The sequence below is a fragment of the Anabaena cylindrica UHCC 0172 genome (assembly GCF_034931625.1).
Taxonomy (GTDB): Bacteria; Cyanobacteriota; Cyanobacteriia; order Cyanobacteriales; family Nostocaceae; genus Anabaena; species Anabaena cylindrica_A.
Window position 1 is genome coordinate 1 of record NZ_JAYGGY010000058.1, and the last position, 15,266, is coordinate 15,266.

General features: G+C 40.4%; 17 protein-coding genes. 8 read left to right on the forward strand and 9 right to left on the reverse strand.

All coding sequences use genetic code 11. The features are described from left to right. Positions 1-140 precede the first annotated feature (140 nt). Entirely contained in the window at positions 141-1,295 is a 1,155-nt protein-coding gene (locus tag VB713_RS13200; protein WP_323311984.1) for a CapA family protein, read from the forward strand. Between the two features lies 1 nt (position 1,296). Here the strand turns inward: VB713_RS13200 and VB713_RS13205 are convergent, their stop codons facing one another. Together VB713_RS13205 and VB713_RS13210 are read right to left on the reverse strand one after the other, a co-directional pair. After that, on the reverse strand, positions 1,297-2,979 hold the full coding sequence (locus tag VB713_RS13205) for a serine/threonine protein kinase (RefSeq protein ID WP_323311985.1): 1,683 nt from the start codon (positions 2,977-2,979) through the stop codon (positions 1,297-1,299). A gap of 165 nt (positions 2,980-3,144) precedes the next feature. Further along, a complete protein-coding gene (locus VB713_RS13210) occupies positions 3,145-4,401 on the reverse strand; it encodes an FGGY-family carbohydrate kinase (RefSeq protein WP_323311986.1) in 1,257 nt (418 codons plus the stop codon). A gap of 190 nt (positions 4,402-4,591) precedes the next feature. On the opposite strand from VB713_RS13210, the gene psaM reads away from it, so the two are divergent. Both psaM and VB713_RS13220 read left to right on the forward strand, forming a co-directional pair. Continuing rightward, a complete protein-coding gene (psaM, locus tag VB713_RS13215; RefSeq protein ID WP_015141228.1) occupies positions 4,592-4,687 on the forward strand; it encodes a photosystem I reaction center subunit XII in 96 nt (31 codons plus the stop codon). Positions 4,688-4,936: 249 nt separating this feature from the next. After that, a complete protein-coding gene (locus VB713_RS13220) occupies positions 4,937-5,347 on the forward strand; it encodes a hypothetical protein (RefSeq protein WP_323311987.1) in 411 nt (136 codons plus the stop codon). 194 nt (positions 5,348-5,541) lie between these two features. On the opposite strand, the gene VB713_RS13225 is transcribed toward VB713_RS13220, so the two are convergent. Continuing rightward, complete coding sequence (locus VB713_RS13225) at positions 5,542-6,264, reverse strand: tetratricopeptide repeat protein (RefSeq protein ID WP_323311988.1); 723 nt, start codon at positions 6,262-6,264, stop codon at positions 5,542-5,544. A 353-nt stretch (positions 6,265-6,617) separates the two neighbouring features. Here VB713_RS13225 and VB713_RS13230 point away from each other — a divergent pair, with 353 nt between their 5' ends. Beyond that, positions 6,618-7,082: a hypothetical protein gene (locus VB713_RS13230; protein ID WP_323311989.1), complete on the forward strand. Its 465-nt coding sequence runs from the start codon at positions 6,618-6,620 to the stop codon at positions 7,080-7,082. Positions 7,083-7,094: 12 nt separating this feature from the next. Then, positions 7,095-7,655: a glutathione S-transferase family protein gene (locus VB713_RS13235; RefSeq protein ID WP_323311990.1), complete on the forward strand. Its 561-nt coding sequence runs from the start codon at positions 7,095-7,097 to the stop codon at positions 7,653-7,655. A gap of 129 nt (positions 7,656-7,784) precedes the next feature. Here the strand turns inward: VB713_RS13235 and VB713_RS13240 are convergent, their stop codons facing one another. From VB713_RS13240 to ebsA, 5 genes are all read right to left on the reverse strand, one after another. Next, entirely contained in the window at positions 7,785-8,276 is a 492-nt protein-coding gene (locus tag VB713_RS13240) for a YajQ family cyclic di-GMP-binding protein (RefSeq protein ID WP_323311991.1), read from the reverse strand. A gap of 97 nt (positions 8,277-8,373) precedes the next feature. After that, positions 8,374-8,793: an MAPEG family protein gene (locus VB713_RS13245; protein ID WP_323311992.1), complete on the reverse strand. Its 420-nt coding sequence runs from the start codon at positions 8,791-8,793 to the stop codon at positions 8,374-8,376. A gap of 225 nt (positions 8,794-9,018) precedes the next feature. Then, positions 9,019-9,522 (reverse strand): DNA recombination-mediator protein A, encoded by a 504-nt coding sequence (locus tag VB713_RS13250; protein ID WP_323311999.1) that lies wholly within the window; start codon positions 9,520-9,522, stop codon positions 9,019-9,021. A 361-nt stretch (positions 9,523-9,883) separates the two neighbouring features. Then, a complete protein-coding gene (locus VB713_RS13255; RefSeq protein WP_323311993.1) occupies positions 9,884-10,978 on the reverse strand; it encodes a phosphotransacetylase family protein in 1,095 nt (364 codons plus the stop codon). A 310-nt stretch (positions 10,979-11,288) separates the two neighbouring features. Further along, positions 11,289-11,663 carry a type IV pilus biogenesis protein EbsA gene (gene ebsA / locus VB713_RS13260; RefSeq protein WP_323311994.1) on the reverse strand — a complete coding sequence of 125 codons (375 nt, stop codon included), beginning with the start codon at positions 11,661-11,663 and terminating at the stop codon, positions 11,289-11,291. 334 nt (positions 11,664-11,997) lie between these two features. Between ebsA and VB713_RS13265 the strand changes: the two genes are divergently transcribed. From VB713_RS13265 to VB713_RS13275, 3 genes are all read left to right on the forward strand, one after another. Beyond that, complete coding sequence (locus VB713_RS13265; protein ID WP_323311995.1) at positions 11,998-13,419, forward strand: glycosyltransferase family 2 protein; 1,422 nt, start codon at positions 11,998-12,000, stop codon at positions 13,417-13,419. Between the two features lie 570 nt (positions 13,420-13,989). Beyond that, the gene (clpS, locus tag VB713_RS13270; RefSeq protein WP_323311996.1) at positions 13,990-14,313 is read left to right on the forward strand and encodes an ATP-dependent Clp protease adapter ClpS; all 324 of its coding nucleotides are present in this window, start codon (positions 13,990-13,992) and stop codon (positions 14,311-14,313) included. Positions 14,314-14,318: 5 nt separating this feature from the next. Then, complete coding sequence (locus tag VB713_RS13275; protein ID WP_323311997.1) at positions 14,319-14,615, forward strand: DUF2103 domain-containing protein; 297 nt, start codon at positions 14,319-14,321, stop codon at positions 14,613-14,615. Positions 14,616-14,669: 54 nt separating this feature from the next. On the opposite strand, the gene VB713_RS13280 is transcribed toward VB713_RS13275, so the two are convergent. Beyond that, on the reverse strand, positions 14,670-14,984 hold the full coding sequence (locus tag VB713_RS13280; RefSeq protein ID WP_323311998.1) for a hypothetical protein: 315 nt from the start codon (positions 14,982-14,984) through the stop codon (positions 14,670-14,672). Positions 14,985-15,266 lie beyond the last annotated feature (282 nt).

Here is a 15,266-nt window from a genome sequence, read left to right on the forward strand (position 1 = left end):
CAGGCTCTATCCCTTATGAAACAAGCTGTTTAACCACCTTGTCACCCGTTAAGGATTTTTTCAGTATTTATATGATCCAAGTATACCTTTACATCACAGTATTTTAGGCTAGACTAATGCCAGTGTGTGAGGAGTGATAAATGGCAAGTCGTAGCCAGACGCAATTATTTACTTGGAGTTTTCTGAGTGTTTGCTTTTGCCTGGGTATTAGTTTAGGAGTGACGATCAGGTTTGGAAAAATAAAGCAATCAGATGCTGCTGCGACAGAGATTCCTGTATTCACTCCCGATTCAATTCCCAGCTTAGGTGATGAAGAGCAAACGATTACCATTAAAGCAGTTGGGGATATTATACCTGGTACGAATTTTCCTAATTATAGATTGCCACGCGATCGCAATCAGCTACTACCAACATCTGTCAGATCCTACTTACAAGGAGCAGATATTTTATTTGGTAACTTTGAAAGCAATTTAACTAACCATCCCTACAGTTCCAAAGATATCAGTCGCAGACAAACTTTTGCTTTTCGTTCACCACCCGCTTATGCTCAATTATTTGCCGAAGTTGGTTTTAATGTATTCAATATTGCTAACAACCACACAATGGACTTTGGTGTAATTGGACAACGAGATACAATTCAAAATTTAGAAGCTAAAGGTATAAAAACATTAGGACATAAAAATCAAATCCTTTATTTAGAAGCTAATCAAATACCAATTGCCATGATTGGCTTTACAACTTATGAATTATATAATTCTGTTCACAACTTAGAAGCAGCCAAAGCTCTGGTAGAAGAAGCCAGAAATAACGCCAAAATTGTGATTGTGTCGATGCAAGTAGGAGCAGAAGGAACCAGTGCTTTACACGTAAAAGATCAAACAGAATTTTTTTATGGTGAAAATCGAGGTAATTCCTTAAAATTTGCTCGAACAATGATTGATACAGGAGCAGATTTGGTTTTAGGACATGGGCCTCATGTTCCCAGAGCAATGGAAATTTACAAAGAAAAAATCATTGCTTATTCTTTGGGTAATTTTTTAGGATATCGGACTTTATCTACAAATGCCCAAACAGGTTACTCAATGATTTTAGAAGTAAAACTCAACTCAAAGGGAAACTTAGTATCCAGTAAAATTATTCCTATTCATTTAAATCGCCAAGGTATCCCACAAATTGATCAATATTTCCGAACCGTCGGATTGCTACGTTATTTAAATAATCATGATTTTCCTGGTAATTTGCTCAGAATTAATGAGAAAGGAGAAATTATTGTTTTGAATCAAAACCAAAATTGAGCTAATTACCCTCACTTTCTATTTTTTCCAAAGTCTTATCATTTTTTTGAGATTGATGATCAGCAGACGAATTCGACTTTGTTTCCTGTATTGGGACAACTACCGCAGAAGAATCTGAACTCTTCGATTCTGTTGGTGGTGCTGCGGGTATGACTACAGAATTTTTAGGTGGCGGTGCTGCGGGTATAACTACAGAATTTTTAGGTGCCGAAGGTTTGGGCGAGTCGTTATTCTCAATTTTAACGGGGGATGTATTTTCTAAAGATGGTGTCGAGGTATCTGAAGGAGACGATTGGACTTCCCTTAGCTTTTCAAGTAGGGAAGGTGGAGGAGTAACAACAGGTGTAGAAGCGGGTTGCTGAATTTTGCGGGGTGACAATTTGCGAGAGTTATCTTGAGGCGATTTTTCTGGAGAAATCTGATCAGAAACACCACCACTATCAGGAGTTGGTTCTGGGGAAAAACGCTGGTTGCGCTTGCGTCTTTCACTCACATCACTAGAGACAGATGACGATTTACGGGGTGAGAAAGTTTGAGTTTCTTGATTCTGAGATGAGGGTTGACTTTCAACCACAGCTTTTGGTGTGGTAAATTCTGGAGTTGGTTGTTCAACAAGTGGCTTGGGATCTAACTGCAACTGAGATTTAGGTAATATTCTAGTGATGCTAAATCCTGCCGTAGTAGCAACTAAGATGGCACCAACACCGATAAATGCCTTAGTGCCAATTTTTTGAGATAGTCCTGTTAACTTCCCTGCCAATAATGGTGTAGGAATAGAAGTAGGTGCAACTGTTTTGAGCAAATTTTCTGACTGTTGGGTGGATAAATCTATAGTCGGTGCTGGTTGAGTGGGTATTTGTGGTGTGATCTCTAACCCAACGCCTGGTAGTAATTGCAGCCACTCTGCTACTGTGGGAGGACGAAACCGAGACTCAACCGCCATACCCCGCATTACGGCTTGATTAATATATGCACTCAAATGAGGTTGTAGTTCACGGGGAGAGGGCATTGGTTCTCTATCTCTCAATAATGCTGGTATGGGAACTTGTCCTGTTAACAGTGCATACAAAGTTGCAGCTAAACCATAAACATCAGTGGCTGAAGTACGCGGTGCTTGGGTTAAATATTGTTCAATTGGTGCATAACCCTCACTAACTAAACCTGTGTGAGTTTGTCTAACACCACTATTAAATTCCCTAGCAATACCAAAATCAATCAGCACCACTTCCTGAGTTCCTTCGCGGAGGATGATATTATCAGGTTTGATATCTCGGTGTAGCAAACCATTTTTATGTACTACCTGTAATGCTGCACCAATTTGGCGGATATAATGAACTGCTGTTTCTTCTGGTAGTGATATTCCTGGTAAAACAAACGCTTCACCTAAATTTTCCCCAGGAATATATTCCATCACCATGTAAGGTAGCCCGTCCTCAACAAAGAAATCACTGACTCGAACAATATTGGGATGGACACAAGTGGCTAATCTTCTGGCTTCGTCTTGGAATTGTAGCTCAAATTTGGAAAAATCAGGGTTTTTTCGCAGTCGTTCATTGATAGTTTTCATCACTACCTCTTGACCTAAGTAGTGATGCATGGCTTTAAAGGTAATACCAAATCCGCCCCGGCCTATTTCCTGGATAATACTATATTTTCCATTTTGTAAAGTGGTGCCTGTTAACATAGGGGATCTTCAGTCTAGGGAATTTTCAGTCTTTAGTGAACAGATTAGTTCAGGATTAACTCCTACCCATTATGGCAAGGGTTTTTTATTTTCACCCTAACAGCTTATTAGGTTTACCAATTCCTTAAATAATAGTTTGACTGTCCTGAGTCTATAAGTCTTAATTTAATTTTCATTTCTTATACCTCGCATCGCTAAAAGGGCAGTTCCATAAGCTGCTTCGGTATTCACAGAGGCAAATGTAGGAACTTTTAAATACCTTTCTCTAATAACTGTCCAAGTAGAATTTTCTGCACCACCACCAGCAGTATAAACATGAGTTAATTTATCAGATCCTAGTTGCTGTAATAATTCATATCCTCGCGCCTCAATTTTTGCCATACTTGCTAACAAGCCATGTAAAAATTCTTTAGGATGATCTGGACGAGGTTCTAGTCTTGGAGATAGGTGGGGATCATTAATGGGAAAGCGATCGCCTTCTTTCAATAATGGGTAATAATCTAACTCACTTTCTTTTGATAGATCAATCTCCCGACTCAAGTTGATTAACTCCTCATTACTGAAAAATTTTTTTAATACCGCACCTCCTGTATTAGAAGCTCCCCCAGTTAGCCACAAATCACCTAATTTATGGCTGTAAATTCCGTATTGTGAATCTTCTATACGGGTACGACTCAAAAGTTTAAGTACCAAGGTTGAACCTAATGAAGTTACAGCTTCCCCTGGTAATTTTGCCCCACTCGCCAGAAAAGCTGCAATGCTATCTGTTGTGCCTGCACATACTAAACAATCATGCCTAAAACCAAATCTAGCCGCAATTTCTGGACGTAATTCACCAATGGGAGTCCCAGGTGCTAAAACTTGCGGTAAATGAACCTGAATAGGTAATTTTTTTAACCATTCTGGATATTGTAGTTTTTCTACGTCATAACCCAGTTTTAAGGCGTTGTGGTAATCACTTTTACCTAATTGTCCATGCAATAAAAAAGCTAACCAATCGGCTTGATGTAGTAAATATCTAGCTTGATTAAAAGTGGGTTGTTGTTGCATCCACAAGAGTTTGGCGAGGCTGGAAGTTGCACTTAAAACGGTGTGATTTGGTGGTACAACGCTGCTCAAATCCTTTATGACCATTGATCCCCGCCCATCGTTGTACAATAGAGGGGCATCTACAGGTTGACCAGTGGCATCTGTGAGCAAGATTGTGGAAGAAGTACCGTTGATAGCGATCGCACCAATTTCTTGTCGCCATTCCCCTGAAATTCCCTCTAGAAGGCTCCATAAAGTCTTCTCCCAGCAATTTACCCAATCAGTGACCAATGCCCAAGGATGACGCATCTGGGACACAATTCTAGCTTCTTCATCAATCACTACACCTCGTGCGCCAGATGTACCAAAATCAATACCCAAGTAGAAGGTCATAGGAAATAAGAAATAGGGAACAGGGAATAGGGAAGATGAGGGAGAGCATTAATCTTTAATCCTGACTCCTGCGACCGATCATGTTTTTGTTGCATCTTGTTACAAGATATTCCCCAATTTTGGCAAAACAGGGAAAAGTAGTAAAGGAAGTGTTACTCATCATAGTTTGACGTTTAAGAGGGTTTCCACCATGTCCATATCAGATACTCAAGTGTACATTGCTCTAGCTGTGGCTCTAATTCCAGGCATTTTGGCTTGGCGTTTAGCTACTGAACTTTACAAATAACACCCAGATGTGACACGCTCAAAAGACTAATTATCCTGGCAATACAGGGTACAGTGTCTAGACTCTTAGGACTTTGAGCCAAAAGTTTCTAGAGAATGTACCTAAGTATGCCAGGTATTTTTTTAATAATGTAATACTTGTAGAAATTTACAAAAAATGAAGTAATATGGCAGCTAAATCAAGCCGAAATTAGCGCCAGTTTGCTTTTGACGGTGCTGCCCTTCAATCAGCGAGGCTCTTTTTAGCATCATGAACGCCTTTCAACCATCCACACCCCCGCTACAGCCAGAAAAACAGCGTCGTTCTGTACCCCGACCAAAAAAACATCTTCGCCAGCGTTCTTACCAGATAATGGCAATAGAAACCACTGCCAAAATAACTGTTAACTTGGTTATTCTTACAGCCGCTGTATCTGCTTTAGTACAGCTTTTACCCTATCATTGGCTACAGCAAGACAAGTTGCGAGAAATCCGCACGGAAGTCAAGCTAATGGAAGGACGTGTTAGTAATTTAAGAACAGAATTTAGCCGCAATTTTGATCCCCGCCAAGCTAAGAGTATCAGGCAAGAGCAATCATATCGGTTTGATCCCAGCCAGCGGCAAATAATACTGATTAATCCAGATCGCAAAGATGTTGAAAGATCAAATTCCACACCGTAAGGCAAATCTTGGCTGTTTGATAATTGTATCTGTGTATAAATAGAAAATAATTTCTATTTAGCACCAACAGCTAATAGTTAATAGCTAATTATTGAAGAGTTATTTATAGTTATCATCTATTAGCAAATTAGAAATGCAGGGTCGCAACCCAACAATTCAAAGTTGAAAAATGATATTTTGAATTTGTTAAAAATCTACCAATCTGTCTTGAGGGGAAACAGCAATTCATTTAACCAATTTTCTAGTTGTAACCTGAGGCGATAACTAGAAACATCCTCTTTGGTGTTCACAGAGCTTATATGTGTAAGAGCGCGATAATAATCTGCGATCGCACAATTCCAGTCACCCCACAGATGATAAGTCCTGCCGCGTTCAGCCCAAATGTGACCTTGTAGTTGACCAAACAGCAGTGAAATTTCCAAATTATCAATTGCTTCCTTATATTGCCCCAAATCGCGCAGGGTAATACCCCGGTTAATCCAAGCACGAACATGACGGGGATTTAAATCCAAAGCCTGATCATAATCAGCTAGTGCTGCCGTTAACTCTCCACAAGCAGCATAGTAATTAGCTCGGTTATTATAAGCACTAGCTAACTTAGGATTGATTTGCATTGCTGTATTGTAGTCATGCAATGCTTTTTGTGATTCACCACTTTGAAAATAAATTAGACCCCGGTTGTTGTAATCGACTGCATTGTGAGGATGACTGTCAATGAGTTGGCTTAACAAAGCGATCGCTTTACTGTAATCTCCTTGGTGAGCTAACTTTAAAGCACAAGACCGTAAATAGCTGTCCTCAACCGGAGATTTACTACTATCTTTAACTCCAGTTTTTGTATATACAGTATTTTTCTGAGCATCTCTGTATAGTTGATTTTTCTGACTGCCAGAAGCTAAAAAGGAGTAATGATCCATAATATTCCTGCCTGAGCTACTCGCTCTGTGAAATCAAATTATAGTTTTTTGCCTACGAGTGGTTTAGCCACTGTGTCACTTGTTCAGGAGTCTATGCTGAACCGACTAGATTTAAACTACTTAAACAATTGAGCTATCAGCCCAATAATATATACTTCACCCACAAGTCGAATTCCTGAAAGAATTAGCTCAATATTCAAGAATAGTCAAGTAGTGTCAGTGACAAATTGGTAGAATGCCAACAAGCCAGGAAATTAGGGGACAGAAGGCAGAAGTAAAGATCAAGATTTTACCCGCACTGCTCGATGATCCTCCCCATTGCCCTAGATTTAAATTATTGAGTGAATTTTTCCATGACAACAGCAATTTCTTATCCAGATGCTCCCGACCTCACAGCCGATGATTACATTGTGATCGGTTTGGCCACTTGCTTTTACAAAGATGATGGAGAAGTGCATCAAATTGAAGTTATAGAGCCTATTCCGTCCGCAGCCTTGGAAGCGATATTAAAAGGCATTCCTACGTCCTATAAGCTTGCCTATGCAACAACATTAGGATCTATCTTGGAAGGTGATACACTGGTTTTGCCTCATGGACTTCCAGAGTCAGCGCAGTTCGGAGATGAATTTGTACTCAGGGCATTTTCCGCTGCTCGTACTTACAAGCGTCGTGAATCAGCCCAATCGTTTATACCCGTAGGTGTAACCAAAAGCGATTTCAATTATTCTACAGAACGTAAACGGGTACTAAATGCTGCCAGAGTTGTTAGCAAAGAAGACAATATTAAACAGCATTCCCACACTCATAAAGTTCTTTAATTTTAGGTAATTATGCTAAAACTTTACGGTGGCACTTTTAGTCGTGCATCAATTGTCCAATGGTATTTAGAGGAACTTGAAGTTCCCTATGAGTTTGTGCTGCTGGATATGAAAGCAGGTGAACACCGACAACCTGAGTACCTAGCAATTAACCCCATAGGTAAAGTACCAGCAATTGTTGATGGTGATTTTCAACTGTGGGAATCTGGGGCAATTTTGTTGTATCTTGCCGAAAAGTATGGCAATAAGCCATTATCACTAGAGGAACGCGCCATAATTTCTCAGTGGGTATTATTTGGCAATTCCAGTTTAGCTACAGGAATTTTTGTGGAAGCTAATCGGGAGAGGGAAATGCCCCGCTTATTAACTTCCTTAAATGAAATATTAGGGCAACAACCTTTCTTACTGGGTAATGAATTTACTGTTGCCGATGTGGCTGTGGGATCTATGCTCGCCTATATTCCCATTATGCTGAAGCTAGATTTGAGTGCCTACCCAGCGGTATTGAAATATATCCAGCAAGTCAGTGAACGTCCTGCGTTTCAAAAAAGTATTGGTGCAGGACGTAGTTAGAGGCAGGGAGCAGGGAGCAGGGAGCAGGGAGCAGGGAGCAGGGGAAGAAGAATTAATGCCCAATACCCAATACCCAATACCCAATACCCAATACCCAATACCCAATACCCAATACCCAGTCCCCAGTCCCTAACGATAGTTTGTAAATTGCAAAGCTACAGGAAGGTCTTCTTGCTTTAGTCGCTGGATAACAGTTTGCAGGTCATCTTTGGCTTTGGCTGTAACCCGCACGGCATCACCTTGAATTGAGGCTTGCACCTTTTTAAATTCGTCACGAATCAATTTAGAAATTTGTTTGGCAATTTCTTGGCTGATGCCTTTTTTGAGGGTAATTTCTTGACGCACGCGATTACCACTGGCAGATTCAACTTTGCCAAAATCAAAGATTTTTTGGGAAAGGTTGCGTTTGGCTGCTTTTTCACGCAGTATGCCGTGTACAGCATCTAAAGTCATATCGCTGTCGGTACTGATTGTAATGGTTGTTTCGCCTAACTCGACAGTCGTTTTCGTATCTTTGAGATCGTAACGGCTTTTGATGTCTCGCACTACTTGATCAATAGCATTGACTAATTCTTGGCGGTCAAAGTCGCTCACAATGTCAAAAGAAAAAGTAGAAGCCATAACAGATTTTTGGATGTGAGATGTTTAATTTTGGAATTGGTAATTGGTAATTGGTAATTGGTGATTGGGTTATTAATTTCACCATTTCCCCAATTTTCTATCCTCTAATTTGCATGATACTCAGGTAGAAAAGGGTTCCAGAGCTAAAAGAGCCGATACCAAACATGAGCGATCGCAAAAGAGGTATATTCACAATATAAAAGAAAGAGTATAGCAACCGAGCCGGGATAAATGCGATCGCTGCCATTCCTGCCTGGGGAGAATTCACTTCCGTAACATAAGCCATTAATGCAGCGGCTGCAAAAATCATAAACGCCTCAAAGGAATTTTGGTGCGCCCACGTAGCTCTTTGGGCATAGGGTGGTAATTTATCAAACATGGCACGAGGCGCAGAAAGATCAAACCCAACCTGCGCTCGACCATAGGCTACCAATAAATAAGGTACATAAATTAGCCCAACGGCAGCAGCAATAGAGTATAGAAAAATAACAGGTATAGGCAGTTGCAATAGAGACATTAACCTAACAAATATTGGTAGTATAACAACCGCCAAGGCGGTTATGACATTTTCGACTGTTCAAAGCCTTGAACAAACTGGGTTTATACTCAGGACTCAGCACTTTGCTATAGCTTTTAGTGAGTAAGTGCGAAGGGATACTGGGTAATTCAGAAAAAACATTACCCAGTACCCAATGGTAATTTCCCATCTCTATCATTAGCTATGTGGAGACTACGTTTCACTTTAGTCAAAGTAGAACAGTGTCACCACTTTTCTTTGTTCTTCTGCTTCTCCACAAGTTTGCATCAGGGTGCGACTGTCGTGAAAAGCAAAGCAGATCAGTTGTTGACAACGGGAGACAATCTCCTTGTTACACAAATAACTTGCCTCAGCCAAAGATAGATTGTCATTGCTGGGATTTTCAACTAGATGCATGACTTGTTCTAGTTGTTGGCGCGATTCATGGGGCTGGCGTTCCAAACTCTGGGGTAGGATTACCGTCAACAAGTTTGCATCAGCCCGTGTTGCACCCCGAATGGCAGCTGAATTAGTACCTGTAGCACCGGAAGTGATGACGCGATTGCCCGATAAAACTAGGGCATAAGTCATCATTTCAATGAGATTTTGATGAGTAATTGGCACATGACGAGAACCCAACAAAGCGATTCGTTTAGAACCTGTTTGCTGGATTGTTGCTAGTTCTTGCGCTAATGTATCAAGGTTGATGATTTCGGTTGACTGGCTCAAAGATGGAGTAATCAGATTAAACAACCCAGATATTCTACCAAACAGCGTGTAGGTGGGAAGCCAACTAGAGTTACATATTGCTACGTTTTCTCAATTTCTTCGCTAGGTAACAAAGATTTTGTGGTTGGGAACTTGTCAAGTAATGGTAAAAATGTATACTTCAGTAGCGGATATCAAGGTACATTGTTGGCTTATTTGTAACCCCAAAGTAGGATTTACGCTAACGATTAACTAGTAATTGGGGTGCATGATGAAACTCAATGTCTTTTGTAGGGTGCGTCAGATGCCGAAAATATGTTGATTGTTACCAAATTATGAAGTCTGATGCACCCTACTGATATAGCAGTTACGTAGGTCCTGACTAAGATCTAGTCGCGGCTGGATTTAATCCTAGTTGAGATAACAAACGGTTAATGTCAAAATGTTCGGACATTAACTGGCTAATGCACTCTACCTTTAGAGGTTCGTGGACACGGACTTGACCAAAAGTGCGGTCAACAATTTCCACTGTGGTTAAGGTGTCGAGGTCAACAGACAAAATGGGAATTTCTAATTCTTCAGCGCGATTGAGGATAAAGGTAGGAGGTGGTAATTTTCCAGTGAGGATCAGGCATTGGGTAGAAGTTTCTAAAGCTGCTTGCTGAATTTCCACGCGATCGCCCCCTGTAACTACCGCCTTATTGCGGCGTTTGCGGAAATATTTGACAGCTGCATTCACATTCATAGCTCCAATTGCCAGACTTTCTACCAATAAATCCAAGCGATCGCTGCGACAGAGAACTTCTGCTTTTAACTGTTTTACCAGTTCTCCCACGCTAACGCTGCGAAGCAAGTCGCTTTTAGGCAGAATTGCTAGTACAGGAATTCCCTCTTGTTCCAAAAATGGACGTAAGAGATTATCACATACGTCTAATTGTTCGCCTGGAACTTCATTGATCACCACACCAATTAAGCGATTCCCTATCTGCTTTTTGGCAGATAATAACGATTCAACTGAGAGCATTGACTTATAACGATGTACTAATAGAACAGCAGTATCTAAGACTTCAGCAACTTGCAGCATAGACAAGCCAAACAAATTACCTTCTGGTAAATCACCAGGCCCTTCTAACAGCAACAAATCACCTCTTGGTATTTGTAAATAATGCTGACCTAGTAACTGCTGATAATTAGTTTGATCATCACCACGTAAGCGTTTTTTGACACTGGCCTCATCTAAAGCTAACAAAGTCGGTGCAACGCGGTTTTCCGGCAATTCTAGGCTCTGAGTAATGAACTGAACATCTTCTTCAACTAAGGTTCCATCTGCGGACTCTGAACAAGTACCCAGTGGTTTACCGTAGGCTATGTCCAGTCCTTTTTGCTTTAGCTGATGAAACAACCCTAAAATTGTTGCGGATTTACCACTGTAAGTCTCTACTGATCCAATCAGCAAATATTTAGCAGATGTTGGCACGCCATGCACTCCTAATTTCAAAAGTCTGTTGAACCCAGCTAGGTGTTTCCTAATTTTAGTTGCTTCTGATGGAAGGCTGACGCTTTGAGCAAATCAGTTGGGTAGGAGACTAGGGATTGGGGGAGAGTATTTATATTTAGAGACTTCCAACTAAAAAAATATCCCGTCGTTGTGACAGCAGGGGGCAGGGAGCAGAAAAGTCGCTTTGATTTGGTGAAATTGGATAGCGAGGCGCTGCTGCAAGCAGTACATCTTTTTTGTGGATTTCTCTTATTTATTTTTTCTGCTTGCCCCCTACCCCCTGCTCCTCTTATTCTTCTACACGCAGCAGTTTGCGGTAAAAGGTTATAGAAAAATCACTAATTTTTTGGCGCTTATGGTTTTCCATTAATTCAATTAAGAAATTAATAAACTCAAAACTTGCCATCATCACTTCATAGCCTAATTCAGCATTGCCATCAAACTGGATTCGGCAACGGGTGAGGTCTGAGGGCAGGGTAGCAACATTCCAGGTAGCGATGAAGGGAATATTGTCACTGCCTTCTATTTTGCGGTGTCCTTCCACAAAGCCTTGTTGATAAAGACTGATGGCATAGGGCAAGAAATTCCGTTTGCTGTTCTGAATATAAGGTATATAGACACTAGCTTGTTGCTGAGTCACCGGCTGGAGTTGGTCAATAGACATCGTTAAAGATTCCTCCTCTTAGCTAATAACTGAGTATATTTGGTTTTCATCAATAGTATTCCCATAAAAATGTGTCTTTACACACACTAAAAAAATAGCCCAAATTCAATAAAGTGGTTTTTCCCAGATTCTCAAAAATCGGGAAACACATTCCTTGATGTATATTAAGGAGATAGCTAACGGTCGTTTACCGTCAACAGGGATAGCTCTGCCCTGTCAACCTACTGAAGAGATCAAAACTTAAGTAGGAACTGAACATCAAATTTGTGTAAGTAGATTTGATTAAGTTTCAGAGAGCGGTGTAGACAAATACTGGTTTTTAAATCAAGTAACTATGCCAGCGAATTCCTGGCCCGAAAACGAATCTTATAACGGAAGTTCTGATCCGCTTAACTCCCTACTGTCTGACCTATCGGCAGAAGAGGAGTCTGTGGTAGAGCCAAATGCTGTGTCTTTATTACCATCATCCCAGTTCCAACAACGTAGACCCAAAGCTGCCCTATTCTTGACTATAATCTGGAGTGGGACGATCGCTCTACATTTAGTTTCCTGGGGTTCTATTTTCATTCTCGGACTCACTACTGTCTTAGGCATTCACGCCTTGGGAATCATTTTTGCTAGACCCCGCCATCATGCTAAAGAAATACAGGGAGATTTGCCTTGTGTATCTTTGTTAGTGGCTGCAAAAAATGAGGAAGCAGTAATTGGCAGATTAGTCAAAAGTCTTTGTAGTCTGGAATATGCCAATGGCGAATATGAAGTCTGGATTATTGACGATAACAGTACTGACAGCACGCCGCAGTTATTAGCACAACTAACGCAGGAATACAAACAACTCAAGGTACTCAGACGTTCACCGGAAGCAACTGGTGGTAAATCAGGTGCTTTGAATCAAGTCTTACCTATGACTAAGGGGGACATCATTGCTGTATTTGATGCCGATGCCCAAGTTAACCCAGATTTACTATTACAGGTAGTACCCTTATTTCAAAAAGAGCAGGTGGGAGCAGTGCAGGTGCGAAAAGCGATCGCTAATGCCAAAGAAAATTTTTGGACTAAGGGACAAATGGCAGAAATGGCCGTTGATACCTGGTTTCAACAACAACGTACTGCTATTGGTGGACTCGGTGAACTGCGGGGAAATGGTCAATTTGTCCGTCGTCAAGCTTTGGATAGCTGCGGTGGCTGGAATGAGGAAACTATCACCGATGATTTAGATTTGACTATTCGGCTGAATCTGGATAAATGGGATATTGAATGTATGTTCTATCCCCCAGTGGAAGAAGAAGGAGTCACAAATGCGATCGCACTTTGGCATCAACGCAACCGTTGGGCTGAAGGTGGTTATCAGCGTTATTTAGATTACTGGAATCTGATCCTCAAAAACCGCATGGGGAGACGAAAAACCTGGGATTTACTCATTTTTCTGCTGATTATGTATATCTTACCGACAGCAGTAATACCAGATTTATTAATGTCAGTAATTCGCCATCGTCCACCCGTATTAGCTCCTGTAACTGGTTTGTCAGTTACGATGTCTTTTGTGGGAATGTTTGCTGGGTTAAAGCGGACACGCCAAGATCAGAAAACATCAAATTATTTTGTGTTACTTCTGCAAACCATACGCGGCAGTATTTATATGTTGCATTGGTTAGTAGTTATGAGTAGCACCACTGCCCGGATGTCAGTTCGCCCCAAACGCCTAAAATGGGTAAAAACTGTGCATACAGGTGTTGATCAAGGTTCTGCTCATTAAGAAAAACCAAAATAATTAACTACAAAAAGAAATTGAAATTTCTTTTAAATTCTGTAGAGATGTTGCCAACAACTTCTCTACAATTTTGTGGTAATTGGTTTTAACCCAGGTTTTCCATAAAAAGAATCGAAGAACCGTTTTTCATACAATTATATCAGCAATTAATTTCGAGTCAAATTTGATGATCTTGAAAAATATCACTTCTCTCTATTCCTGATTTCATCAGCATTCTGACTCCTGAATTATTACGAATATGGTTTGAAAAAAAAACTAAATATAGAATTTAAATATTAGAACTGATATGTAAGGATTCAGGATACAGAATATTTTATATAGCCAGGAACAGAAGAGAAAAATATTCTTATTTCTTTTTCTTTCTTTCTCCTGACTCCTGAATTCTTACACTGAATATACAGCATATTTCATCTAAGTGAGGGAAACAAAGGCGGATAGGATACCCATCCTTAAAGATTTATCATATTCACTTATGTATTTCATTAACCCAACAATAGATTAAACTAGTTATTTGGAGTAGAAGTTTGTAAAACCTCGTTTTTGACTCATTTTTCTATGTTTACAAGACTTGCAGATGTTTATGGGATGGCTACAGCACCAACTGTAACACCTGACCGGGTTAATCAAGTTACTCGCAAAACTTATCCGAATTACAAAGTGATTGTGTTGAATGACGATTTTAATACTTTTCAACACGTGGCTGAGTGTTTGCTAAAGTATATTCCGGGAATGTCGAGCGATCGCGCTTGGGATCTCACCAATCAGATACATCAAGAAGGACAGGCAATTGTTTGGGTAGGTCCTCAAGAACCTGCGGAACTTTACCACCAACAGCTACGACGGGCTGGGTTGACTATGGCCCCTCTGGAAGCAGCTTAATCATCATGAACAAACCCACGGATGGCAGACTAGTTTGGAATCACTCCACCCACATTTCTGGACTAATCCCAATTTTAGAACGTTTGTGTCGGCATGATGGCATTCATACAGTCACGCCTGCGGTGATTGGAAGGGTGAGAGGTCATTGTCCCAAAATGCAGTTGCGTGTGTCTGTACCCATTCGCGGGGGTTATAAAGTCATTGCACGGCAGGGTAAGACGGTTCAAGAGGTATTTATCCTCACAACTTTGCTTCAGGAACAACTGGAAAGTGCGATCGCGATCGCTATGAAAATTACATGAATACGACGATTAATCAACAGAGGAGCTAAAAACGCTCCTCTTCCGACTTTTGACTTATTCCTCAACACGATGTACTGCAAACTTGTGTAATGGCAAACTAAGAATACAAGAAAAAGTTAACAAATATGACAAAGCTATAGTAATTCTCAAGGTCATTGTTAAACCTTCCCAATTCGGTAAAACTATTTTCTCAATCCCAAAAGCAACACAGTAAACTAGCCAGTAAGTAAAGCTCATCCTTAACAAAACTTCTTCTGTTTCTTGAGCTTCATCTTTTTGTTTATTATTATCCCACAGCATCAATAGACCAAGAATACAAGCTACACAAGAAATAGCAACTACGAATTCATGACAAAATACCGAATGCATTTGCCTTTATCCCACTATTTTGATTTTTCTATTGTCAATTAGTCTAAAGGCATAGTCCTAGAGATTATTCAAAATAGTTACAAACTGCAATAGTTAATAGCAATATCTGTAAACAATTGCAACATATACAGCAGAATTTAGGAGTAAAACGAGCTTTGAATTGAGATTTTATACCTCATTTATCTGCAATCTGCTGTAACTAGAACTTCCTGAAAGAAGTCAGAATCATCTCAATACTGCTCGGTTAAGGCTCAAAAGTCATTATATGGTAGGTTGGGTTGA